Raw genomic sequence first — 20,830 nt, 5'->3', positions numbered from 1 at the left:
CACCCAGACGTAGGTAGCCACCAGGAGGGTTTCTGCGTCAAGATAGTACAGGGGGTGCTCTCTGTGGGTTTCCATAGCACCCCCTCTTTTTTACATCCCCTGGGGTAGGTCAAGTAGCACACGAAGGAATCTATTTACTCGTCATCGGATTGATGCAGTAAAGTCAGGGGGTGGATTTCAACGCCTTGCTAGACGAGCTCGAGCTCGACGTACTTTTCGTCTCCAACCCCCACAATGTCCGCTACCTGTCAGGTTTTACCGAGGGCAAGGATGCCAAAGTGGTGATCACCCGCGCGGGTGCCAGCCTGATCACCGACGGGCGCTACCTGGTAGAAGCCAGCCAGCAACGGTTTCCGTATCGGATTTTGCTCAAGCGCTCCGAGATGAACTCTCTGCTCTCCGAGTTTTTCCAGGGGCGGGTGGGCATCGAGGCCGATCACTTGAGCGTAGCGACCCTGGAAGGGTTCAAAAAAGACTTCCCAACGCTGGAGTTTGTCTCGACTTACGGGGTTTTCGAGCGACTGCGCAGGCGAAAAACCCCCGAGGAAATCGCATGGATTCGCAAAGCCGCCCAACTGGCCGACCAGGGTTTTGAGCACATTCTGCCTTTTATCAAACCAGGGGTACAGGAAATTGAGGTGGCCCTCGAGCTGGAGTTCTTCCTGCGCAAAAACGGCTCAGAGGGGCTGGCTTTCAGCACCACAGTAGCCTCTGGAGAACGCAGCGCCATGCCCCACGGCGGGGCCAGCCCGCGCATCATCCAGCCGGGCGAGCTGGTTACCCTGGATTTTGGCTGTGTGATTAGGGGGTACTGCTCCGACATGACCCGCACGGTGGCGGTGGGCAAGGTTTCCGATGAACTGCGCTCGATCTACCATGCAGTACTGGAGGCCCAAACCCTGGCTCTGGAGGCGGTTGGCCCCGGGAAGCGCGGCCAGGAGCTCGATGCGCTGGCCCGCAACCACTTGACGCAGCGTGGCTACGGCGAATACTTTACCCACGGGCTTGGGCATGGGGTGGGCGTGTTCATCCACGAGGGCCCCAGCCTGAGCCAGGCCTCGGAGGATACCCTCGAGGCTGACAACATTGTGACCATCGAGCCGGGCGTTTACATCCCCCAGGTGGCCGGTTGCCGCATCGAAGACTTAGCTTTGGTCACCGATACCGGGCACGAGGTTTTTTCAAAAAGCCCCAAACACCTGATCGAACTATGAAGCGTTGGTTTGCCCTGCTGTTATGCGGTGGACTGGCCTGGGGCCAGGGCTATGTGGTACAGCCCGGCGATACCCTCGAGCGCATCGCGCGTCTGTTTCAGGTAAATGTGGCCGACTTGATGATGATCAACGGCCTGATCGAAGACCCTTTGCCCGCGGGTTTGGAGCTGGCCATCCCTGCTTCCGACTGGGATCCGATGAACCTGGACGTGCTGCCACTTCCCGAACCCGTCGTGGAAGACACCCCACCAGCCCCTTCGTGGGTCTTCATCCGACCACCGCCCGCTCCACGCGAACCCAAACCAATCACCGCGGCAAACCCGGCAGTGCAACTGGGTAGGGCTTCGTGGTACGGGCCGCGCTTTCATGGGCGGCGCACCGCCAACGGGGAGCGCTTCAACAAGTTTCACCTCACCGCGGCCCACCGCACCCTGCCCTTCGGCACTCGAGTGCGCATCACCAATCTGCAAAACGGCCGGAGCATCGTGGTTCGCATCAACGACCGTGGGCCCTATATTCGGGGCCGGATCATAGACCTCTCCTATGAGGCAGCACGCCGGCTGGGCATGCACCGCCAGGGGGTCATTCAGGTAAAGGTGGAGATACTCGATTGAAATACGGTTTTCATGTATCCATCGCGGGCAAGCTTGGCATTGCCGGGGCTGCCGAGGAAGCGGGCTTGCTGGGCCTCGGTGCTATTCAAATTTTTGCCAAAAGCCCCCGCAGTTGGAAAACCCGCAGCTTGCGGGCCGGCGAAGTAGAGGGTTTCAGAGCCCGGAAAGAAAACCTGGGGGGCTTGCCTACCGTCATTCACGCTTCGTACCTGGTAAACCTGGCCGCCGAGGGAGATTTGCGGGAGAAGAGCGTGTTTAGCCTGGCCGATGACCTGTCCAAAGCCCAGATGCTGGGTATCGAGTACGTGGTGGTGCATCCGGGTTCAGGGCTGGGCAAGACGGCCAGGGCTTCGGCCCTTCAGGCCCGCGAGCTGGCGGGGTTGGGTAAAAATGGCCCCAAGCTGCTACTGGAAAACACGGCGGGAGGGGGGGAAAAACTCGGAGCCAGCCTGCACACCCTGGCCGAACTGATCGAAGGCACGCCGCTGGGGGTTTGCTTCGATACCTGCCACGCCTTTGCGGCGGGCTATACCCTGGAAGATGCACTGGAAGAGCTCGAGCAGACCATCGGCCTGCACCGGGTTCCCGTCATTCACCTCAACGACTCGGTCGGCGAACGGGGTTCGCAAATAGACCACCACGCCAACTTGCTGGAGGGTCAGATTGGTGATGCGCTAAGGGATTTTTTCCTCGACCCACGGCTCAAAGACAAGATTTTTATCATGGAAACCCCCCGTGGTACACGGGAGGATGCCCACAACCTGCGGGTCTTACGCGAGTGGCTGGGCACAGTCCAGACTAAAGGCCAAAGAGATTGAAAAACTGCGTACGAACCATGCCCAAAAAGCTGCTGAGTGGCTGGCGAAACACCGTGAGCAACAGCAGCATGGCCACAATGGCGTAGGTGGGGTTGGTCTCGAGGCGCCAGATGTAGGGGTGCCAGCGATAGGGCAAAAAGCTCTGCACGATTTTGGAGCCGTCCAGGGGCGGAATCGGGAGCAGGTTGAACACCGCCAGGGTGAGGTTGATGCTGGCAGCAACCACAGCTACGCGCGCCACTTGCTCCCAAAAAGCGGTGGGGTTTTGCAAGTGGCCGGCATCCAGCATCCAGCGTAAAAGTAAAGCCAAAGACGTGGCGATGAGCAGGTTAATCACAATTCCTGCAATCGAAACCACAAATAGGCCCAACCGGTAGTTGCGAAAGTGGGGCGGATAAATCGGGACAGGCTTGGCCCAGCCAAATCCGACCAGCACAATCATCAGCGAACCAATGAGGTCGAGGTGCTTGAGGGGGTTGAAGGTCACGCGGCCCTGCTCCTTGGCGGTTGAATCCCCCATCCAAAGCGCGGTGATGGCGTGACCCCATTCGTGCAGCGCCAGCGAAAGCACCAGAACCACCGCCACCAGCACGAAAGCCAATGGGTCGTTTTGCAAAAGCGGAAGCAAACCCATCTACAACCCGATGGCCGCAAATAGGCTATTTAGCAGACCACTCAGACCCGCTCGGATAGCCGGCAGTATCCCGCTCAGGTTCAGAACCAAAAAAATCAGGAAAAAACCCACAAAACCATAACTTTGTAGCTGATCCATGAAGCGCCGAGCCTCGGCGCTGCCGATGGCATACACCACCCTGGCGCCATCGAGAGGCGGCACTGGAAACAAAAACACCGCCGCATGGCCGATCATCAGGGAACCTGCAACCTGCAAGCCCAGCGCAATGCTGGCGGTGGCAGGACCCACCCCTTCCAACAGCCGGCCCAGCAAGATATAGACAAAGGCTGCCACAAAGAACCCCAGGGGGCCCATTAGCGCGGTCTGGGCCCCTTTGGGGCCAAAAAGTCGCCAGGGAACCAGGCGGGGGAACCCAAAGCCAATCAGGGCCAGAAAAATAAGCCCCAGGCCGTCCAGGTGAACTCTGGGTTCGGCGGTCAGAAAACCATAGCGGCGGGGGTCGCCGTCCTTGTAACGGTCGGCCAGGTAGGCTTGGAACAGGTTGTGAATAACCAGGCCAAAAGCGCCTGCAGCAAACACAACCAGATAGGCCAGGGGATCTCTACCGAGAAGCTCAAAGAAGAACATGTCGTTACCAGTTTACGGTCTTGACAGCCAAAGGTGGGCTAATCTGGCTCACACTAAGGCCGTTTTTACCTGCGGCAACCTGGAGTTGCTCAATACCAGATTCGCTTAGTTCCTCGTCAGAGGGCGGTGAGCCAGTCTGAGCCGAGGGATTCAAAAAGACAGTCTCTCCGGTATTAATCTGCCATGCGGGTGGTGACGAAGTTGGTGTAAATGGCCCCCCGCTTGTAGAAAGCATTGTCCATGACCTTGAGGTGGAAAGGCACGGTGGTCTTGACGCCTGGGCCTTCGATGACCGTCTCGGCCAGGGCCCGTCGCATTCGGGCAATGGCTTCCTCGCGGGTTTCGCCGTGGATAATGAGCTTGGCCACCAGTGAATCGTAGTTAGGGGGAATGGTGTAGCCGGCATAAAGGTGGGAGTCTACCCGCACACCGGGGCCGCCGGGGAAGTGCAGGGTTTCGACCTTGCCAATGCTGGGACGGAAATCCTTGTCGTAGTCTTCGGCGTTGATGCGGCACTCGATGGCATGGCCCTTGAGCACTACATCGCTTTGCTGAAGGGTAAAAGGCTCCCCAGCGGCAATCTTGATCTGGAGTTTGACCAGGTCGAGGCCCGAAATCATCTCCGAGACGCAGTGCTCGACCTGGATGCGGGTGTTCATCTCCATAAAGTAGAAGTTGCCATCGGGATCCACGATGAACTCGAGCGTCCCCGCCCCCTGGTAGTTGACGTACTTGGCCAGACGCACCCCAGCCGCCAGAATCTCCTGGCGCAAGGACTCATCGAGGCGGCTGGGGGCCTCCTCGATGAGTTTTTGATTGCGGCGCTGGATCGAGCAGTCGCGCTCACCCACGTGAATCACGTGGCCCTTGCCATCCCCTATCACCTGCACTTCAACGTGCCGGAATAGCTCGATGTATTTCTCCAGAATCAGGGCGGGATCGGAAAAGTAGTTCTGCGCCTCGACCTGGGCCTGGGCAAAGGCTCCCTTCATCTCCTCCGAAGAGCGCACCACCTTTTGGCCCCGGCCCCCGCCCCCCGCACTGGCTTTGAGCAGTACCGGATAACCAATCTTCTCGGCAGCTTCGATGGCTTCTTCCACCGACTGCAACACCCCCGTACCCGGCACGGTAGGCACATTGGAGTGGGCCGCAATCTCCCGCCCCCCCGCTTTGGAGCCCAGGCTGTGCATGGACTCAGGGGTCGGGCCGATGAAAACGATTCCGTGATCGCGGCACATTTCGGCAAATTGGGGGTTTTCTGCTAGAAAGCCGTAACCTGGGTGAATGGCCTCCGCCCCAGTGATGATCGCTGCGGACAACAGGTTAGGAATATTCAGGTAACTCTGGGCAGAGGGAGGTGGCCCAATGCAGATGGCTTCGTCGGCCAGCAGAACCGGCAGCGATTGGCTATCGGCCTCGCTGTGGGCTACCACGACCTTAACTCCGAGTTCTCGGGCAGCCCGGAGTACCCGTAGGGCAATCTCACCCCGGTTGGCGACCATTATTTTCTTGAACATGTTTCGCGCTCCAAACGTGTCCCGTCTTGAGTGTTAAGCGCCGACCCTTCCCACCCAATCCGGGACCACTTCTCATGCAGGTTCGATCAAAAACAGAACTTGGCCATATTCGATGGGCTCTCCGTTGGATACCATGATTTTTCGTACCACACCGGATACCTCGCTCTCGATTTCGTTCATCAGCTTCATGGCCTCGATGATGCACAAAACCTGGCCTTTTTTGACCGTATCGCCTTCCTTGACAAAAGGCTCCGCCTCGGGTGAGGGGGCGCGGTAAAAGGTTCCCACAATGGGGGCTTTGACTTCGACGTATTTACTGGTGTCTTCCCTGTGTGCTTCGGCTTTGGGCGCAGGTGCGGGGGCGGGCGTAGCGGGGGCGGGCGCTGCCGCCGGTGCAGGGCCCACAGCAGGGGCAGCAGGGGCCACAGCCGGAGGCTGGATGACGACCGGTGCAGGGGCCGCTACGTACTGCACCTCTCCGCCACGCTTGATGGTGAGCTTGTAGTCCGGTGTCTCGAGGGTCAGCTCAGACACTTCATGCTCTTGCAGGGCTTGGAGGATGGACTTCAGTTCCTTTGCATTCATGACTGCCTCCGAAACAGCACTGAGCTAAGGCTGCGTAGGTTGTAGCCTATAGTAGTATAAGCCTCTGGGGTTGGTTTTATACGCATTTCGGTAGTATCGTTCACTTTGACAAGCCTAAACGATGCTGCCGAACTGCTTTTCTACTCCCTTCGGTCGGCATGAATCCTTCATCTTGACTACGCATGGCGGTGAAGGATTCAAGCGGAAGCGGTATTATCGCTGGCAGGCAGGCATCAATGCCCAGATGGCATTAAGTAACCCCTCCGCACAAGGAAGGGGCTCTGCTCGGGATCACAAATGTTGTGTTTAGCACTGCTCAGGCCCGACCCAGGTATTCACCCGTCCGGGTATCTACACGAATAACCTCGTTGTTCTCGACAAACAGCGGAACCTGTACGACCGCACCGGTCTCGAGGGTCGCCGGTTTGGTGCCCCCCGAAACCGTATCGCCCCGCACACCTGGCGGCGTCTCAACGATCCTGAGCTCTACCGAGGCAGGTAGGGTGATGTCCAGCGGGCGGCCGTTGTACATGGCCCCTTGCACCGTCATGCCCTCTTTCAGAAACTTGGTGGCATCGGATATATCCCGCGAAACATGGAACTGTTCGTAGGTCTCCAGGTCCATGAACACCAGTTCATCGCCCTCAGGGTAAAGGTATTGGAGGTCTTTGGTTTCAACGTAGATGTCCTCGAGCTTCTCGCCCGAGTTAAACGAACGCTCCACAGTCGCCCCGGTCTCGAGGTTTTTGAACTTGGCCACTACTTTGGCACCACCCCGCCCGATTTTCTGGTGTTGATAGTCCACGCACTGCCAGAGTGCGCCATCCATTTTTACTTTGGTTCCATTGCGCAGGTCGGTAACGCTAATCATTTACCCTCCTTGTACCCAAAGCAAAAGTGTACAGGATGAACCGGACAAAGAAAAGTGAAGTGGGTTGTTGGAAAAACAGTAACCAGTTTTCACGGCTGTCCCGCTGGGGTCAAATGCATTTCGGCAGTATCGTTCACTTGGGCAAGCCTAAACGACACTACCGGAATACTTTTCTACTCCCTTCGGTCGGCTTGAATCCTTCACCTCTGGCTGCGTCCAAGGTAGTGTCAAGATTTATATGTAGCAGTCTGTGTAGAGGGGAAGTACCGCTCCTTCAGCATCTGTTCTGGCATCTCCTCTGCCTCGGCAAAGCCTCTGAGTGTACGTTCTGTCCATTGGCTCTCCTGCTTTGAACACCGCCTCCGATCTAGGAAACTTGTGGTCTCGTACCCTGGTACTGCGCCTTATCTCCCGGATAAACCGTTCCATCAGATTGGTGCTCCTGAGCGCCGCTGAGTCCCCCCCACCAACCAGGTACCTCGACCCCCAGGTTCGCCGCAGACCCTCCAGGGCTTCCTGACGGCTTTCTGCCCGGTACACCGCGCGTAGAGGCTCGACCACCGCCCCCCGCACCTGCGCCAGGCTGGAGCGCATCATGTGCGCCACACACCGCTGCCACTCGGCTCCAGGCTAGACCCGCTGGATGGCTTGTTGGAGACCCACCCGACCATCGCTGACGAACAGCAATACCCGTCGCAGCCCCCTTTGCCACAAGCCCTTCAACACGTCCCAGGCTAGAGCGCTCTCTGTGGGCAGGAGCCAGCAGCCCAGCACCCATCGCTCCCCCTGGGGGTGATGCCCAGCGCCCCCTACACCACTTCTTGTTGAACCCCCAGACCTGCCCGCAGCCCGTCCAGACAGACCCAGGCAAGCTCCTCGGGCAAAGGCCGCTGGCGAAAAGCCTCCAGCCGTTCCAGGGTCTGATCGGTCAGCGCACTCACGGTCTCGTGGGTATACCGGTGCCCCAGCAACAGGCTCATCACCTCCACCGCTTTGCGCTGCGTCAGGGCAATGGCCACCTCCCCCCACGTCCACCAGGCGCCGAGCGTAGGGGGTGAGGAAGGCGGGCTAGTACCGCCAATCGCCAGCTCCACCGGGCCCAGGGTGGTTTCCAGCTTCCTCTCTGTAGCCGTTCTTTCGCCCGCCCTGTTCCCGCAAGAAGGCCTCCCGGTCGGCATCCAGCAGAATCTACAAGACCTCGGTTGCTGTTTCCCTCACCGCTTCGCGCAAAATCACCTGTAGGGTATCCTGATCCATGGGGTAACTCCTCGTTGATTGCGGTATCCCCTCTTTTACACAAACCCCTACAAATAATTCCTTACACGATCCACCAGCTTGAGATTCTCTCAGAATTCTGCTGGTACATTCCTTCTTCCAGCCGGCAAAAAACTGTATCCCTTCTAAGTGCACCCACGATGGAGATTTTGGTTATCTCAAAACTTGCATCTAAGAATCTCATGCAAGAATCCTCGAGCTCCCATCACTGAGCACCGGTCATTTCGACGAAGGAGGAATCTGATACAGCACAGAAACAGGCGATTTCCTTGACCGCACCCCAACAGATTCCTCGGCCAACTACGCCTCGCAATGACGGGGTTTTTATGCCTGATGTAGAGATCGGAGCATTTGAGGATGCAACCTAGTGCTCCGGTAACTTAGTTCCTGGGATGGATTTGGCTCCCTTAATATCTGGAAGTTACTTTGAGCGCTTCATTTTTGGGAACTTCACTGCATATCAATTTTTAACTTACCAAACCCCTAGAAACTACCCTGAGACACCACGAACAACCAGAACCGGCGTGGAGCAGTTGTGGAGCACCTTATCGGTCACGCTACCCATCATGACGCGATCAATACCCTTGCGCCCGTGGGTTGCCATCACCACTAGGTCGTGATCCTTGGCAGCTTCCAGAATGGCTGGCACGGGGTGCTGTTCTACGATGACCGCACGGGTATGCACACCCTTGGATTCAGCTTCTGCAGAAATCCGATTCAAGACACTTTTGGCTTGCGCCTTGTACTCGTTCATCAGCTTCTCGAAGTATTCGGGCGGCTGGGTAGCGTAGTCCTGAAAGGGTTCATAGGGGCTTTCGATTGCGTACAGTATGGTCACCTCTCCCCCCGACATCTTGGCTAGATCCAGCCCTTGCTCGAGGGCGTCCTGGCCAAACTCACTACCATCTGTAGGGATCAGGATTTTTTTGAACATACCAACCTCCTTGGGGCGCACAGGTCAATTCAGCACAAGGCTTTCGCTCTGGTCTATACCCTAAACCTGTAGCCTAGGGGCTTGTGTCCCTCAGGAAAGATACACCAGCGACATCACGCGGGGTTTCTGAAGAAATTTATCAATTAAAAAATTGGCTTTCAGAAGGATAAATTCCATTCGCAAATGTCAAACAAAGAAGTCAAGGGTCATATGCCCAATGCAGAGAGGAAAGACTCAGCAACGAAGAACCCTCTGCCAAAAGGGTTTGGAACCGCTAATCAGAGAAGTAATCAACGAACTGTGATGTATTCGGTGTCGAAAAAGAATCTTGATTTTGGGGGTTATTTAGAACACATCCTCAGGCTTTTTTTCCATCTTGCCGGTGAGCCAGTAGAGAATGCGCTCAGAAATGTTCTCGAGGTGGTCACCCAAGCGCTCGTAGCTACGGGCTATACGGCCTAGCGTAAGGGCTTTGGTGATGGTGCGAGGATCTTCCATCATGTAGGTTAGGAGTTCACGCGAGACCTCCTCGTAGAGCCCGTCAATTTCGTCGTCTCGGTGGAAAATTTGTTTTGCGGCTTCGATGTCGCGTTCGGCGATAGCCTTAGAAACCAGGTCCAGCATCAGCGTCAGGCGGCGGCCCATATCGGGCAGGGTGATGTAGTTTTTGAGGGGAGGCTCCTTGGCCAGTACGATTACATCCTCGGCCACATGGGCAGCATAGTCGGCGGCCCGCTCGAGGTCGGTGAGGGCTTTGATAATGGTAAACGCGAAACGCAGGTCCGATGCCACCAACCCCTGACGGGCCATTAGGGTTATGGTTTTGGCCTCAATTTCTAGCTCCAGGGCGTCTACCTCGGCATCTTGGGCAATGATTTCCTGGGCCAATCGAGGATCCTGTTCAGCCAGGGCCTTTGCGCTTTTTTCTACCATTTCGCGCACCAGCGAGATCATGCGAATGGTCTGTTCGGTCAGGTGGTTCAGCTCTCGATCTAAGGTTTCGCGCATATCTATCCTCCACAACTCAAGATTAAACAAATGATTGATTTACTTGACGATCCGAAGGGGTGCCGGCAGGTCGAGGAAAGGTCAGGCCAAAAGCATTGCCCTTCTCGAGGGCACGCCCATACGCTGTCCCACCCCATCCACCCGCCAGCCGCCGTACCAGCGCCAACCCCAGGCCGGTACCCCGTACATTGGCGGCGTGCAGCCCACGCTGACCAGCTTGAAAGAGCTTCTCGAACTCCTCTAGAGGTTGGCCTTGATTGCGTACCTCGAGCCACACCCCATTGGCATCTTCGCCGCTTATGACCACTATCTCTGAACCACTACCGTACTTGAGTGCGTTGTCCAACAGGTTGAGAAGCGCCTGATACACCGCATCGGGGTTGGCCCGGATGGTATGGGGAATCTGCCAGCGAATCCAGGCCGATTTCGCAGCCAGTTGGGGGGCCAGAAAACGCTCGAGGCGGTCTTGTAATTCCTCCAAGGCAAAAGTGCGCTCCTGCGAAGGTAGTCGGGTGAGTGGCAAATCTTCCACCAACCGCCGCAGGCGCTGGGTTTCCAGGTATAGCATCTGCAAGGCTTCGTCCGCATCAACACCCTTCAGACCACTCTGTAGTGCTTCCAGCAAAGAGAGCATTCCGGCCACCGGCGTGCGGAACTCGTGGGCCAGAACCCGGCTGGACTCCTCCAGTGCCTCAACACGGTTTCTTTCCTCGGTTTGGTCCCACAGCAACAAGATGCCGGGAATGGCCTTGGCCCAGAGGGTGCGGTTGCGGGTTTCGATGGTGGACTCGCCCCCGATTCGACACAGGGCCTCGAGTTTGTGGTCTCGCAACGTCAGCAGCAAAGGGCGACCCAGAACCTTTTCCCGTTCCACTCCCAACAACGCAGCTGCCACAGGATTGAGATAGAGCACACGGTCTTCCGCAAAAACCAACACCCCCTCACGGGCTGCTTCCCAGGCATCTTGCAGTTGGGCGTTCATAGCTATGGGGAACGCATTAGGATAACAATAAGAGGGTGTACCCGCAACAATAGGACGCCCCTGATCTCCTTGGCGCTTTGAGTATCCAATATGCCTCCCATCACTCTCTAAACCGATATCCTACGCCCCGCAGGGTTTCCAGGAACCGTGGGGCTTTGGGGTCTTCACTCAGTTTATCGCGCAGTTGTGCCACGTGCTGATCCACCGTGCGGGCCGTGCCCAGAAACTCCTGGCCCCATACCCGCTCGAGCAGCTCTTCACGGGTATAGACCCGCCCAGGATGCCGGGCGAGAAAAGCCAGCAGCTCGAACTCGCGGCGGGTGAGCTCGAGGCTGTGTCCATCTAAAAAAGCCTGGTGACGTTCCAAATCTAGACTAAGCGCCCCGCGTTCCAGCCGTCCACTTTTGCCCACCCGACGCAGCAATGCCTGCACCCGTGCAATCAGCTCAGGGGTTGAGAAGGGCTTTGTCAGATAGTCGTCAGCTCCACGGGTCAATCCCTCTACCCGGTCGCCCTCTCCGGCCCTGGCAGTGAGCATCAAAACCGGCAGGTTTTCATAGCGCCCATCGCGGCGCAGGCGCTCCAGGAGCCGTACCCCAGGCTCATCTGGGAGCATCCAGTCCAGGATCACCAGATCGGCGTTGGCAATTTTTTCCCACCCCTCGCTGGCAGTCGCTGCTTCCAGGACCTGGTGTCCAGCTTTAGCTAGCGAGAGACGCAGACCCATCCGCACCGATGGCTCATCCTCAACCAGCAGCAACTTCGACATCAATTCATAGTTTAGCCATTTTTTCGTCAGGAAAATGTCATGAGTTGCTTGGCAAGATCTGCGAGCTTTCTACAGTAGACGGTTCTGCTGGATATGACAATGAGTAGAAACCATATAAATCCCAAAAACACACATCTGGAAAACCATAACCACAATCTCTATTTATGTGTTCTAAGTGGTTCGGCTCAGGGGGCCTCGAATCTGTTGCCCCACGCGAGCCTAGATGCTACAAGATTTTATATAGCAACCAGGCCATGAGCAATCCTCGAGCTGTCCAAGCCAGGGTTCGAATCCAGTTGGTGGCAACCAGCAGAGCGTGCACATGGGCATCAAAACCCGTTGCCAGTCTTGCGTGCAGCGGCACCGATACAAACATGGTAGTGAGCCAAATAAGCCCCACCAAAATAAAACTCAACCATCCCACCCAACTCGGAATGCTCGCAGGCCATTGTGTCAGCAGTACGACAGCGGTAAGCAACTCGAACAGCATCAACGGCCCTACAACTAAGCTTATCAGATTGGAATGGGCCACTTCATAGCGAGCAAACTCAGCAAGCCCGACCTTGGCAAACAGTGGGTAATGAACCACCTGCACCATCCAGATCAGGCCCACCAGAAACCAGGTGTTGGCAAAATGGAGAATCAACCAGCTCTTGAAAGCCCCTTCGATCATAGAACTTATACCTTTGTTGTGGGTTGGAAACTAGTTTTTGCCGGAGACCACTCGCAAAGCTCTAGAAAGGGCGGCTGATCGGCAGCTTCGGCATGGCGGAAAGCTCGCATAATCTGGCCCCGATACAGCAAAAACACCCCTGGCATTTGAAATCCATCGCCGATAGGAGAACTTAGTCCCAAGCCGTAACCCCTGAGCAACCCCAACGCCCCACGAACCCAGGATTTAAGCCCAAATACTTGCCCCAAGCGCCCACGGCGCAGTCCGAAAGCACGATAGATTTCCCGCTCTGGATCCGAGAAATGCACCAGGTCTTGTAATCTGTAGCGGGCTAGGAAGTCTGCTCCTTCCTGCAACGTGCCCATATGAACAATTGCAATTCGAACCCCTCTCTCTTCGATAGAGTTGCGCTTACGGGCAATCTCGTCCAGCGTTTCGCGGCAAAAAGTACAGCCAAAGTGACGTAGGAAGACCACCATCAGGGGCTGTTGATCTGATAGTTGTCGCAAGGTATGACCGCTCGAGCCCGGTATTTGCAGCATACGATTGAATTCAGGAATGCCTTCCTGGTGAAACTGGGTGTAAGCTCCGCGCAGGATCAAGAAAAACGGGATCCACCAGATCAAATCGTTGGTGAGGTTGTTGACCCCAAAAACCCAGGGAATCTGCCCAGAAGAGGCTGCCCAGACAAAGCCAATCGGGCCAAAGAGCTTCCCCAAGAAACCCACCAACACGATAGGCCAATGGGTATAGGGGGCAAACGCCGCAATCGCGTATCCAACCCCATAAACCCCTACAATCATGCCCACAGCTTGCCAAATCGGCAAGGTCAAAGTATCCACTACAATGCCAAGCAGGTCAAAAAACAAGTTGGGAAACAAGACCACTAAGCCACCCCACATCACGTTGTAGACGGCGGCAGCCAGCAATACATAGGTCATCCAGAGCGGTGCTCGAGCCTTCGACATGACCGGAGTATAGACAGCAATACGCATCTTGAGGTGCGCCGAGGCTACATCCCAACATGTATCCATTCCGTAAAACTTTGTTCAGACGTAGCCCCAAAAGCCGCCTTCGGGTAAGCTACCCAGGTATGGAAGCCCTGCTCAACACTGTTGTCCCCGTCGCATTTATCGTACTAATGGGCTACCTGGTTGGCAAACGCATTGATTTCGACCTGCAAACCCTGTCCAAGCTTTCGATTTATCTGCTGGTTCCGGTGCTCATTTTCGATGCCATGTTGCGGGCTAAGCTTACCGGGGCCAGCGTGATCGGCATTACTGCCGCGTTTTTCCTGGCTTCGATGGCTTTATATTTTCTGGCCCTGGGCCTTAGTAAGTGGTTGCGATTTGACCAGGGTTCTACCAAAACCTTGATTGCTTCCGCCACTTTTCCAAACTCCGGGAACATGGGGCTTTCCCTGACCTTTTTCGCTCTTGGGCAACCAGGGTTGGATCGGGCTATTGTATTTTTTATTGCCAGCAGTGTTCTGATGTTTGGGCTGGGGCCAGCCTTTTTGCGCGGGGGTGGGTTTGTTCAAAGCTTGTGGTTTACCCTCAAACTGCCCTTGTTCTGGGCCCTAGCGGGTGGCTTGTGGGTGCGCTGGCTAGGGATTCCGTTGCCTCTTGGGCTGGACGAGGGTGTACACCTCTTAGGCCAGGCCTGCATTCCAGTGATGTTGCTGACACTGGGCATTCAAATTGCCAAATCCAAACCTGAGTGGGGTCGGTTCGAGTTGCAGGCCAGTAGTTTGCGCCTGCTGCTAGCCCCGCTTCTGGCCGGGCTGGCTGGCTGGGCACTGGGCCTAGAACGTCTGGACATCCAGGTGCTGGTGCTGCAAAGTGCTATGCCGATTGCCGTGAATGCTTTTCTAATGGCTGGGGAATTCGGTGGGGATGGTATCCGGGCCGCCAGAGCAGTGGTGGCTTCCTCGATGTTGTCGTTTCTGACCATTCCGCTGGTTTTGCTGGTGATTGGATTGGGATGAGCCCAGCAACCGCCGCAACTTAGGATTCAGGTGGGGGTGCAGGGGGCGGAGGGAGCAGGGGTGTTCCGATCTCGAGTTGCAGGATGGGGCTGTTCTGCACCAGCACCATCAGCCGGTAATAGCCATCGTCAAGTCGCTCAAACTGGGCCTGGTAAGAGCCAGGTTTCTCAACCCAGATCGAACGCTCCTGGAAAAGCTGGTCGCCCTTGTACCAGCGCAGCTCGAGGTAGCTGGGCTCGGAGACACGCCGAACCGTTAGTTTTGCAACTGCTCCGCGCTCGATGGTTTCCAGGGTTCCGCTCACGCTGAAGCGATCCGGCAAGGTCGCACGGCCAGGATCGAGCGGGAGAAAGGTATAGCGACAGGCTGGTAGCAAGAGCAACCAACCCACCATCAGCAAGCGCAAGAAATTCATAATCCTAAAGCCGCAGTCACTAGGCTCAAAAGCGCAATCGGTGCGGTTTCTGCCCGCAGGATACGCGGCCCCAATGTGACGGGGGTGAAGCCTTGCTGCTCGAGCCGTCCAACTTCGGCTTCGCTAAGACCCCCTTCCGGGCCGGTGAGGAGGGACGTGGGTTTTTCGGGATTGAAGTAATCCCGTACCAGTGCCGATGCCCTGGGCTGGGCCACAAAACCCTGCTCGACCATGGGAATTTGGCTGAGTGACAGCAATGGCTTAACTTCAGGAATTACACTGCGCTCACACTGCTTGGCTGCCTCGAGGGCGATGCGGCGCAGACGAACGAGTTTATTCTCGCTCAGCTCACGCACCACGCAGTGCTGGGTGAGAATGGGGATCACCTGGCTAGCGCCCAGCTCCGTAGCAGCACGAACCACTTCGGCCAAATGGTCGCTCTTGAGCAAGGCCACATAAAGGGTGATGGGCTGAGGGGTTTCTTTGCTGGCAGGCCAAGTTTCCTCGATACGAAGAAGTAATCTTCCACGCTCAACCTGCACCACAATGGCCCGCCCCTCCAACCCCCGGCCATCGAACACAGTGAGTAGATCGCCCTTTTTGGCCCGCAAAACCTCCATCAGGTGATGTGCCTCGCGGCCAACCAGTTCAGTCTCTGACCTAATTTCAGGAACAAATGCACGGTGCGAACGCATGGCTATACCGCCGCATAGGTCAGGCAGACCCACTCGCCCTCCTGGCGGCGCTGCAGCAGGCCGAAGGAGTGGGCTTCCAAAGCCTGCCGGACGATGTGCTCTCGCTCGAGTAAGATGCCCGTCAGTATCAGCGTCCCACACACACCGAAGATTTGCCGATAACTCCCCGCAAGATAAGCGTGAAGTTCGGCGAAAAGGTTGGCGACAACCAGATCCACCGGGCCCTCGACATCTTCTAGGCTCCCTAGCAAAAAACGTATCTGCACATTGTTAAGGCGGGCATTCTCCTGGGCTTGAGGAATCACTGCAGGGTCTATATCCACGCCCACCACCTCCGCGCCCAGCAATGCGGCGCCTATGGCTAAGATGCCCGAACCCGTGCCTAGGTCGAGTACGCGCATATCAGGTTCAATGCGCTGAGCCAGCGTTTCCAAGGCCATCCGGGTAGTCTCGTGGTGTCCAGTCCCAAATGCCATGCCTGGCTCGATACGGATACGCTGCTCCTCGCCCTCCCACTGATGCCAAGGAGCCAGCACCACGAACGGCCCCGCCTGTACGGGCTTTAGGTCGCGCTTGTAGGCTTCGATCCAATCGGTATCGGGCAACTCCACCCACTCACCCGGCAGGGGGAGCTCAATGCGCTCGGGGAAATAGGCCCAGACCTCGCCAGGCTTCTCCTCCAAGCCCCGTGCACCCAGCTCAAACAGCGCTGCCGTATAAACGTCGAGTGTCGTAAAGTCGCCGCGCAAACGGAAGACGTGCATACCCCGATAGTCTAGCGCAGACAGGGCGAAGGGCGACCCCAAGCATTGCCGAGACCTCCAATATTCATGCCCAATAAGCTTTTTTCATGCCCCTGCCCGATGCATAGCACTATATAGAGGAACGCTACGGGCGCGACTCAAACCACGAAAATGGAAACAGACTCTGAAATGGCAGGGGATCGCTTTTGGCCTGCTCCTTACACAAACCCAGGTTCTAAGCTCAAAGCCCTCTTCCCTATCCCTTCTTTCCAGTTCCAATAGCTTGGATCGCTGTAAGCGCGATCGTATACACGATGTCATCCACCAGCGCACCCCGCGACAGATCGTTGACGGGCTTGCGCAAGCCTTGCAGCATGGGGCCAATGCTCAGCACTCTTGCGCTGCGCTGAACAGCTTTGTAGGTGGTGTTACCGGTGTTGAGGTCGGGAAAGATATAGACGGTAGCCCGACCGGCGACAGGGCTGCCAGGGGCTTTTTGTTGTCCTACGCTCTCAACGCTGGCCGCATCGTATTGGAGTGGGCCATCAATCAGCAGATCGGGGCGTTTTTCTTTGGCAATTTGGGTGGCCAACGCCACCTTCTCCACATCGGTTCCCTGGCCCGAAGTGCCGGTGGAGTAGGAAATCATGGCCACCCTGGGGGTGATTCCAAAGGCCATAGCCGACTCTGCCGACTGGATAGCGATGTCGGCGAGTTCTTCTGGTGTAGGGTCGGGGTTGATGGCGCAATCGCCATAGACCAGCACCTGCTCGGGCATCAACATGAAAAACACGCTGCTGACCAGCTTGACCCCTGGCGCCGTCTTGATGAGTTGCAAGGCTGGACGTACGGTATTGGCCGTGGTGTGAATAGCCCCGGAAACCAGCCCATCCACTTCATCCAGCGCCAGCATCATAGTTCCCAGCACCACATTATCTTCCAGCTCCTGCTCGGCCAGTTCTGTGGTGAGGCCCTTGTGCTTGCGCAGCTCCACCATCGGCTCGATGTAGCGTGCCCGCACCGAGGCCGGGTCTACGATCTCGATGCTGCGTGGGAGTAGGATGCCCTGCGCTTCGGCGACCGCCTGCACCGACTTGGGTTGTGCCAACAAGATGCACTGGGCAATTCCCTTTTCGTGGCAGATGGCAGCGGCCCTGACGGTTCGTGGTTCGTCGCCTTCTGGCAACACGATGCGCTTTTGGGCGGCCTTGGCCCGCCGGATAAGTTCGTAGCGGAAGGCGGAGGGGGTCATACGCCGCTCCTCAGGCTGGTGAATGCGGTTTAGCAGGGGCGTGAGCTCGAGTTTGTCGGCCACGTATTCCAGCATCCACTCGAAGCGCTCGAGGTCGTCGAGGGGGGTTTGGTTGTCCATCTGGCTGAGCCTGCCTGCGGTGGTATAAGTGTCCGACTCCACCATCAATACCGGCAGGCTCGAGGCCAGGGCCGTACGGCACAGGCGGGCAATGGACTCGTCTGGACGGGCATTCCAGGTTAGCAGCAGCCCAGCCAGTGGAATACCGCTCAGGTGGGCCAGGCTGACCGCCATTATCACATCGTCGCGGTCACCGGAAGCGATGACGAGGGTACCGGGGCGCAGCAAATCCACAATGTGAGGCACGCTGCGGGCCGAGATAATACTATTCACCACACGTCTATGGGCGATTTCGCCCTCGTTCAGAACCGTGGCCCCTAGATACTGGGCCACATCCAGGGTGCGCGGGGCGGCTAGCTCCGGGTCGAGTGGAATGACCCCCAACTGAGCCATGCGGGCCTCGGCAAGTATTTTTTTGCGGGTTCGCAGTTTGGAGGTATAGGTCTGCTCGGAGGGCGGGGCATAGTTGAGCACGTAGCCTGCAACCCCTTGTGCCTGCGAAAGCGCAAAGTAGGGCAAGGCCAGTTCCAACCCATCGGCTACCTCTTTGGGAGTGGAGCCTTGCAACGTGGTGACGAGCAGCGTGGTAGCGCCTATGTTGCAGGCCATATCGCCATTGAGCTGCATGGCATATGGGTTGGAACGCCCCAGCGAAAGCCCTTCGATCACCACCACATCTGCTCCCTCGGCGGCTTGCTGGTAGACCTGCATCACTTCCTCAAGCAGATCATCGGTCTGGTTTTCGCTCAGGAGGGCTTCGGCTTTTACCAGCGCAATGGGGTCAGGTGCGGCAATTCGGCAAACTTCTCGGGCAAAATGCACGCTACGGTCAGGGGTCGAATGGTCTTGCGCCACCGGTTTGCAAAACCCTACCTGAAGACCTGCACGCTGCAAGGCCCGTACCACCCCCAGGGCCGTGGTGGTGAGGCCTACCGAAGGCCGGGTAGGGGCCACAAAAATCGCTTTCATGACAGCACTTCCTGCACTTCCAAAGCAATCATAAGCTCCTCGTTGGTCCTAACTACCAATGCAGGGGGACTTCCCGGTTGGGTGATTAAACCGCTGTTGCCTCGGATCATGACCCGGTTCAGATCGGCGTCCAACGCAAACCCCAACCAGGTCAGATAGCCCAAGGTTTTAGCCCGCACCAGAGTGCTGTTCTCACCGATACCACCAGTAAAGATGAGGGCATCCAGACGGCCCAGTGGTACGTACATGGCCGCCACATACTTGGCCAGTCGGTAGCAGAAGACCTCGATGGCCAACTGGGCTCCAGGATGGCCCCCGGCGGCAGCCTGTTCCAGCTCGCGCATATCGTTAGATAGGCTCGACAACCCCAGCAATCCGCTTTTCTTATTGAGTAGATCGGTTACTTCGGAAAGGCTCAAATTTAGGTTTTCGGCCAGAAAGGCATGGATTCCAGGGTCGAGGTCACCCGAGCGGGTTCCCATCACCAGCCCTTCCAGCGGGGTAAGTCCCATGCTGGTATCCAGGCTCCGCCCCCCCTTGACCGCTGCAATCGAGCAGCCATTCCCCAGGTGGGCACTCACAAAACAGGTGTTTTGTAGAGGGAGGTCCAGCATTTGTGCAGCTTCCTGGGTCACGTAGGCATGGCTGGTTCCGTGAAAGCCATAGCGCCGTACGCCATGCTGGGTGTACCAATTCTCAGGTACAGCATAGCGGTAAGCTCTGGGGGGCATGGACTGGTGAAACGAGGTATCGAAAACCGCTACCTGCGGTAGACCTGGAAAAGCCTCCAGTGCAGCCCGAATCCCCAGTAAGTTGGCGGGGTTGTGCAGCGGAGCCAGCGGCACACAAGCCTCGATTTGGGCTAGCACCTCTTCGTCAATACGGGTGGGCTGCTGGAAGCGCTCCCCCCCATGCACCACCCGGTGACCAATCTGCGCGACCTGTTCGCGCAAGCCCAGTTTATTGAGGATTTGCAAAATACCACCCATCGCCACTCTGTGGCCCTGGCCCGAGAGTTCCAGCTCTTCGGTGTGACCAGATTGGTTGACTGTTAGCCTGGGTTGGGCCTCGAACAGCCGTTCGGCCAGCCCAGAAAGCGCCTTGTGTTTGTCCTGAAGATTCAGTACAGCAAACTTGATGGAAGAACTGCCACAATTCAACACCAGGGTCAGGCTCACGGCTCTATGCTACCGTTTGAAGGTGGGGTAAAAGTCATCCAAACCGTGCCCTCGATGCCCTGGCCGGGCTCGAGTACCCGCACCCCTGTATCGCTCCAGCCCTGGCTCAACAGGTTGAAGCCATCGGTGGCGTGGGTGACGGGCTCGAGGGCCACGCTGCCGTCGGGCGCGGTGAAGACCACTAGGTGCGAGAAGATGGGGTCGGCCTCGAGCGCCATCTGCCAGCCCGAACCCGGCCAGTCCAGTTGCAGCCGCCCTTTCCAGCCAGCAAAAACATGGTCTAGCTGGGTAGCCCCCAGCGGCCTGGCACGCGAAAAATCGAACTCCGGCGGAATGGCCTGGGCGGGCCGGGTGGGGAGGCGGCTCGCATCGGTCAGGTAGACGCCCTGGGCCTCGAAGGACAGCCGGGCCTCGTCCGAAAGACCCAGACGACGCATAAAGTATGGGTGATGCCCAAACCCCGCTGGCATGGGCTCAGTTCCCACATTCACCAGCGTGGTTGAGATTTCCAGGCTTTCCCCCTGCAGCCGGTAGGCTACCTCCACCCTGAAGGGGAACGGGAAGTTCAGGTCTTGGAGGCCCGAAGCGTCGAAAGTGCAGTGCAGGTTGTGCCCGTCGAGGCGCTGTGCGCTCCAGGGTCGCCCATGCACCTCGCCGTGGATGGTCTGCCGGCCATCCACCCAGTTCGGGCGAAGTTGGTAGGTTTTGCCGGCAAAGCGAAAGCGCCCCTCCCGGATGCGGTTGGAGTAGGGGGCCAGGACGTAGCTCGAGGTCTCGGGGGAGCAGTTTTGCGCCAGGGCGGCGGGCGAGGTGGGGCGCAGAATGGGCAGCCAGAAACCCGCCTGGTGGAGCTCGAGGCCCACCACACTGGCCCCCAGCCCGGGGGCAACCGTAAGACGTAGACGCTCGTTTTGCAGGATCTCTAGTCTCATCGGCCCTAGTCTGACGGT

General features: G+C 57.3%; 21 protein-coding genes and 1 pseudogene. 4 read left to right on the top strand and 18 right to left on the bottom strand.

The genetic code is table 11. The annotated features are described in order from the left end of the window. The first annotated feature begins 170 nt into the window (after window positions 1-170). From WKI89_RS11285 to WKI89_RS11275, 3 genes are read left to right on the top strand one after another with little or no spacing between them, the layout of a single operon-like run. Window positions 171-1,214 (top strand): aminopeptidase P family protein, encoded by a 1,044-nt coding sequence (locus WKI89_RS11285; RefSeq protein WP_337869685.1) that lies wholly within the window; start codon window positions 171-173, stop codon window positions 1,212-1,214. Beyond that, the gene (locus WKI89_RS11280; protein ID WP_337869684.1) at window positions 1,211-1,828 is read left to right on the top strand and encodes a septal ring lytic transglycosylase RlpA family protein; all 618 of its coding nucleotides are present in this window, start codon (window positions 1,211-1,213) and stop codon (window positions 1,826-1,828) included. The genes WKI89_RS11285 and WKI89_RS11280 overlap by 4 nt, the downstream gene beginning before the upstream one ends. Next, complete coding sequence (locus WKI89_RS11275; RefSeq protein WP_337869683.1) at window positions 1,825-2,646, top strand: deoxyribonuclease IV; 822 nt, start codon at window positions 1,825-1,827, stop codon at window positions 2,644-2,646. Before WKI89_RS11280 ends, WKI89_RS11275 begins: the two co-directional genes overlap by 4 nt. Here the strand turns inward: WKI89_RS11275 and WKI89_RS11270 are convergent. The 12 genes and pseudogenes from WKI89_RS11270 to WKI89_RS11215 form a co-directional block, all read right to left on the bottom strand. Then, the gene (locus WKI89_RS11270) at window positions 2,627-3,280 is read right to left on the bottom strand and encodes a site-2 protease family protein (protein WP_337869681.1); all 654 of its coding nucleotides are present in this window, start codon (window positions 3,278-3,280) and stop codon (window positions 2,627-2,629) included. The genes WKI89_RS11275 and WKI89_RS11270 overlap by 20 nt on opposite strands. After that, window positions 3,281-3,907, bottom strand: coding sequence for a site-2 protease family protein (locus WKI89_RS11265; RefSeq protein ID WP_337869679.1), 627 nt, complete (start codon window positions 3,905-3,907; stop codon window positions 3,281-3,283). Window positions 3,908-4,080: 173 nt separating this feature from the next. After that, window positions 4,081-5,424 carry an acetyl-CoA carboxylase biotin carboxylase subunit gene (accC, locus tag WKI89_RS11260; protein WP_337869677.1) on the bottom strand — a complete coding sequence of 448 codons (1,344 nt, stop codon included), beginning with the start codon at window positions 5,422-5,424 and terminating at the stop codon, window positions 4,081-4,083. A 72-nt stretch (window positions 5,425-5,496) separates the two neighbouring features. Continuing rightward, a complete protein-coding gene (gene accB / locus WKI89_RS11255; protein WP_337869675.1) occupies window positions 5,497-6,009 on the bottom strand; it encodes an acetyl-CoA carboxylase biotin carboxyl carrier protein in 513 nt (170 codons plus the stop codon). 316 nt (window positions 6,010-6,325) lie between these two features. Next, the gene (efp, locus tag WKI89_RS11250; protein ID WP_337869673.1) at window positions 6,326-6,880 is read right to left on the bottom strand and encodes an elongation factor P; all 555 of its coding nucleotides are present in this window, start codon (window positions 6,878-6,880) and stop codon (window positions 6,326-6,328) included. A 227-nt stretch (window positions 6,881-7,107) separates the two neighbouring features. Then, a pseudogene (locus tag WKI89_RS11245) lies at window positions 7,108-8,137 on the bottom strand (transposase). Window positions 8,138-8,645: 508 nt separating this feature from the next. Next, window positions 8,646-9,089: a universal stress protein gene (locus WKI89_RS11240; RefSeq protein WP_337869671.1), complete on the bottom strand. Its 444-nt coding sequence runs from the start codon at window positions 9,087-9,089 to the stop codon at window positions 8,646-8,648. 345 nt (window positions 9,090-9,434) lie between these two features. After that, on the bottom strand, window positions 9,435-10,097 hold the full coding sequence (gene phoU, locus WKI89_RS11235; RefSeq protein WP_337869669.1) for a phosphate signaling complex protein PhoU: 663 nt from the start codon (window positions 10,095-10,097) through the stop codon (window positions 9,435-9,437). A gap of 22 nt (window positions 10,098-10,119) precedes the next feature. Next, on the bottom strand, window positions 10,120-11,079 hold the full coding sequence (locus tag WKI89_RS11230; protein WP_337869667.1) for an ATP-binding protein: 960 nt from the start codon (window positions 11,077-11,079) through the stop codon (window positions 10,120-10,122). A 100-nt stretch (window positions 11,080-11,179) separates the two neighbouring features. Beyond that, on the bottom strand, window positions 11,180-11,848 hold the full coding sequence (locus WKI89_RS11225) for a response regulator transcription factor (protein WP_337869665.1): 669 nt from the start codon (window positions 11,846-11,848) through the stop codon (window positions 11,180-11,182). A 226-nt stretch (window positions 11,849-12,074) separates the two neighbouring features. Continuing rightward, complete coding sequence (locus tag WKI89_RS11220; RefSeq protein WP_337869663.1) at window positions 12,075-12,521, bottom strand: hypothetical protein; 447 nt, start codon at window positions 12,519-12,521, stop codon at window positions 12,075-12,077. A 5-nt stretch (window positions 12,522-12,526) separates the two neighbouring features. Further along, entirely contained in the window at window positions 12,527-13,489 is a 963-nt protein-coding gene (locus WKI89_RS11215) for a SelL-related redox protein (RefSeq protein WP_337869662.1), read from the bottom strand. A gap of 125 nt (window positions 13,490-13,614) precedes the next feature. Here WKI89_RS11215 and WKI89_RS11210 point away from each other — a divergent pair, with 125 nt between their 5' ends. After that, window positions 13,615-14,508, top strand: coding sequence for an AEC family transporter (locus WKI89_RS11210; protein WP_337869660.1), 894 nt, complete (start codon window positions 13,615-13,617; stop codon window positions 14,506-14,508). Between the two features lie 19 nt (window positions 14,509-14,527). Here the strand turns inward: WKI89_RS11210 and WKI89_RS11205 are convergent, their stop codons facing one another. From WKI89_RS11205 to WKI89_RS11180, 6 genes are all read right to left on the bottom strand, one after another. Then, window positions 14,528-14,923: a hypothetical protein gene (locus WKI89_RS11205; protein ID WP_337869658.1), complete on the bottom strand. Its 396-nt coding sequence runs from the start codon at window positions 14,921-14,923 to the stop codon at window positions 14,528-14,530. Next, complete coding sequence (locus tag WKI89_RS11200) at window positions 14,920-15,618, bottom strand: 16S rRNA (uracil(1498)-N(3))-methyltransferase (protein WP_337869695.1); 699 nt, start codon at window positions 15,616-15,618, stop codon at window positions 14,920-14,922. The genes WKI89_RS11205 and WKI89_RS11200 overlap by 4 nt, the downstream gene beginning before the upstream one ends. Window positions 15,619-15,620: 2 nt before the next feature. Then, entirely contained in the window at window positions 15,621-16,382 is a 762-nt protein-coding gene (locus tag WKI89_RS11195) for a 50S ribosomal protein L11 methyltransferase (protein WP_337869656.1), read from the bottom strand. Between the two features lie 235 nt (window positions 16,383-16,617). Continuing rightward, a complete protein-coding gene (gene pta / locus WKI89_RS11190; protein ID WP_337869655.1) occupies window positions 16,618-18,702 on the bottom strand; it encodes a phosphate acetyltransferase in 2,085 nt (694 codons plus the stop codon). Then, a complete protein-coding gene (locus WKI89_RS11185; RefSeq protein ID WP_337869654.1) occupies window positions 18,699-19,880 on the bottom strand; it encodes an acetate kinase in 1,182 nt (393 codons plus the stop codon). The genes pta and WKI89_RS11185 overlap by 4 nt, the downstream gene beginning before the upstream one ends. Further along, on the bottom strand, window positions 19,877-20,812 hold the full coding sequence (locus WKI89_RS11180; protein ID WP_337869653.1) for an aldose 1-epimerase: 936 nt from the start codon (window positions 20,810-20,812) through the stop codon (window positions 19,877-19,879). The genes WKI89_RS11185 and WKI89_RS11180 overlap by 4 nt, the downstream gene beginning before the upstream one ends. Window positions 20,813-20,830: the final 18 nt, after the last annotated feature.

The organism is Meiothermus sp. (genome assembly GCF_037443965.1).
GTDB lineage: Bacteria > Deinococcota > Deinococci > Deinococcales > Thermaceae > Meiothermus.
Note: the sequence above shows the minus strand (reverse complement) of the source record. Positions and strands in the feature narration are given on the sequence as shown.

Bases quoted from the DNA above. Each gene is read 5' to 3' on its own strand.
- WKI89_RS11280 (WP_337869684.1), top strand. From the start codon at position 1,211: ATGAAGCGTTGGTTTGCCCTGCTGTTATGCGGTGGACTGGCCTGGGGC.
- WKI89_RS11270 (WP_337869681.1), bottom strand. From the start codon at position 3,280: ATGGGTTTGCTTCCGCTTTTGCAAAACGACCCATTGGCTTTCGTGCTG.
- WKI89_RS11265 (WP_337869679.1), bottom strand. From the start codon at position 3,907: ATGTTCTTCTTTGAGCTTCTCGGTAGAGATCCCCTGGCCTATCTGGTT.
- accC (WP_337869677.1), bottom strand. From the start codon at position 5,424: ATGTTCAAGAAAATAATGGTCGCCAACCGGGGTGAGATTGCCCTACGG.
- accB (WP_337869675.1), bottom strand. From the start codon at position 6,009: ATGAATGCAAAGGAACTGAAGTCCATCCTCCAAGCCCTGCAAGAGCAT.
- efp (WP_337869673.1), bottom strand. From the start codon at position 6,880: ATGATTAGCGTTACCGACCTGCGCAATGGAACCAAAGTAAAAATGGAT.
- WKI89_RS11240 (WP_337869671.1), bottom strand. From the start codon at position 9,089: ATGTTCAAAAAAATCCTGATCCCTACAGATGGTAGTGAGTTTGGCCAG.
- phoU (WP_337869669.1), bottom strand. From the start codon at position 10,097: ATGCGCGAAACCTTAGATCGAGAGCTGAACCACCTGACCGAACAGACC.
- WKI89_RS11230 (WP_337869667.1), bottom strand. From the start codon at position 11,079: ATGAACGCCCAACTGCAAGATGCCTGGGAAGCAGCCCGTGAGGGGGTG.
- WKI89_RS11225 (WP_337869665.1), bottom strand. From the start codon at position 11,848: ATGTCGAAGTTGCTGCTGGTTGAGGATGAGCCATCGGTGCGGATGGGT.
- WKI89_RS11220 (WP_337869663.1), bottom strand. From the start codon at position 12,521: ATGATCGAAGGGGCTTTCAAGAGCTGGTTGATTCTCCATTTTGCCAAC.
- WKI89_RS11215 (WP_337869662.1), bottom strand. From the start codon at position 13,489: ATGTCGAAGGCTCGAGCACCGCTCTGGATGACCTATGTATTGCTGGCT.
- WKI89_RS11210 (WP_337869660.1), top strand. From the start codon at position 13,615: ATGGAAGCCCTGCTCAACACTGTTGTCCCCGTCGCATTTATCGTACTA.
- WKI89_RS11205 (WP_337869658.1), bottom strand. From the start codon at position 14,923: ATGAATTTCTTGCGCTTGCTGATGGTGGGTTGGTTGCTCTTGCTACCA.
- WKI89_RS11200 (WP_337869695.1), bottom strand. From the start codon at position 15,618: ATGCGTTCGCACCGTGCATTTGTTCCTGAAATTAGGTCAGAGACTGAA.
- WKI89_RS11195 (WP_337869656.1), bottom strand. From the start codon at position 16,382: ATGCACGTCTTCCGTTTGCGCGGCGACTTTACGACACTCGACGTTTAT.
- pta (WP_337869655.1), bottom strand. From the start codon at position 18,702: ATGAAAGCGATTTTTGTGGCCCCTACCCGGCCTTCGGTAGGCCTCACC.
- WKI89_RS11180 (WP_337869653.1), bottom strand. From the start codon at position 20,812: ATGAGACTAGAGATCCTGCAAAACGAGCGTCTACGTCTTACGGTTGCC.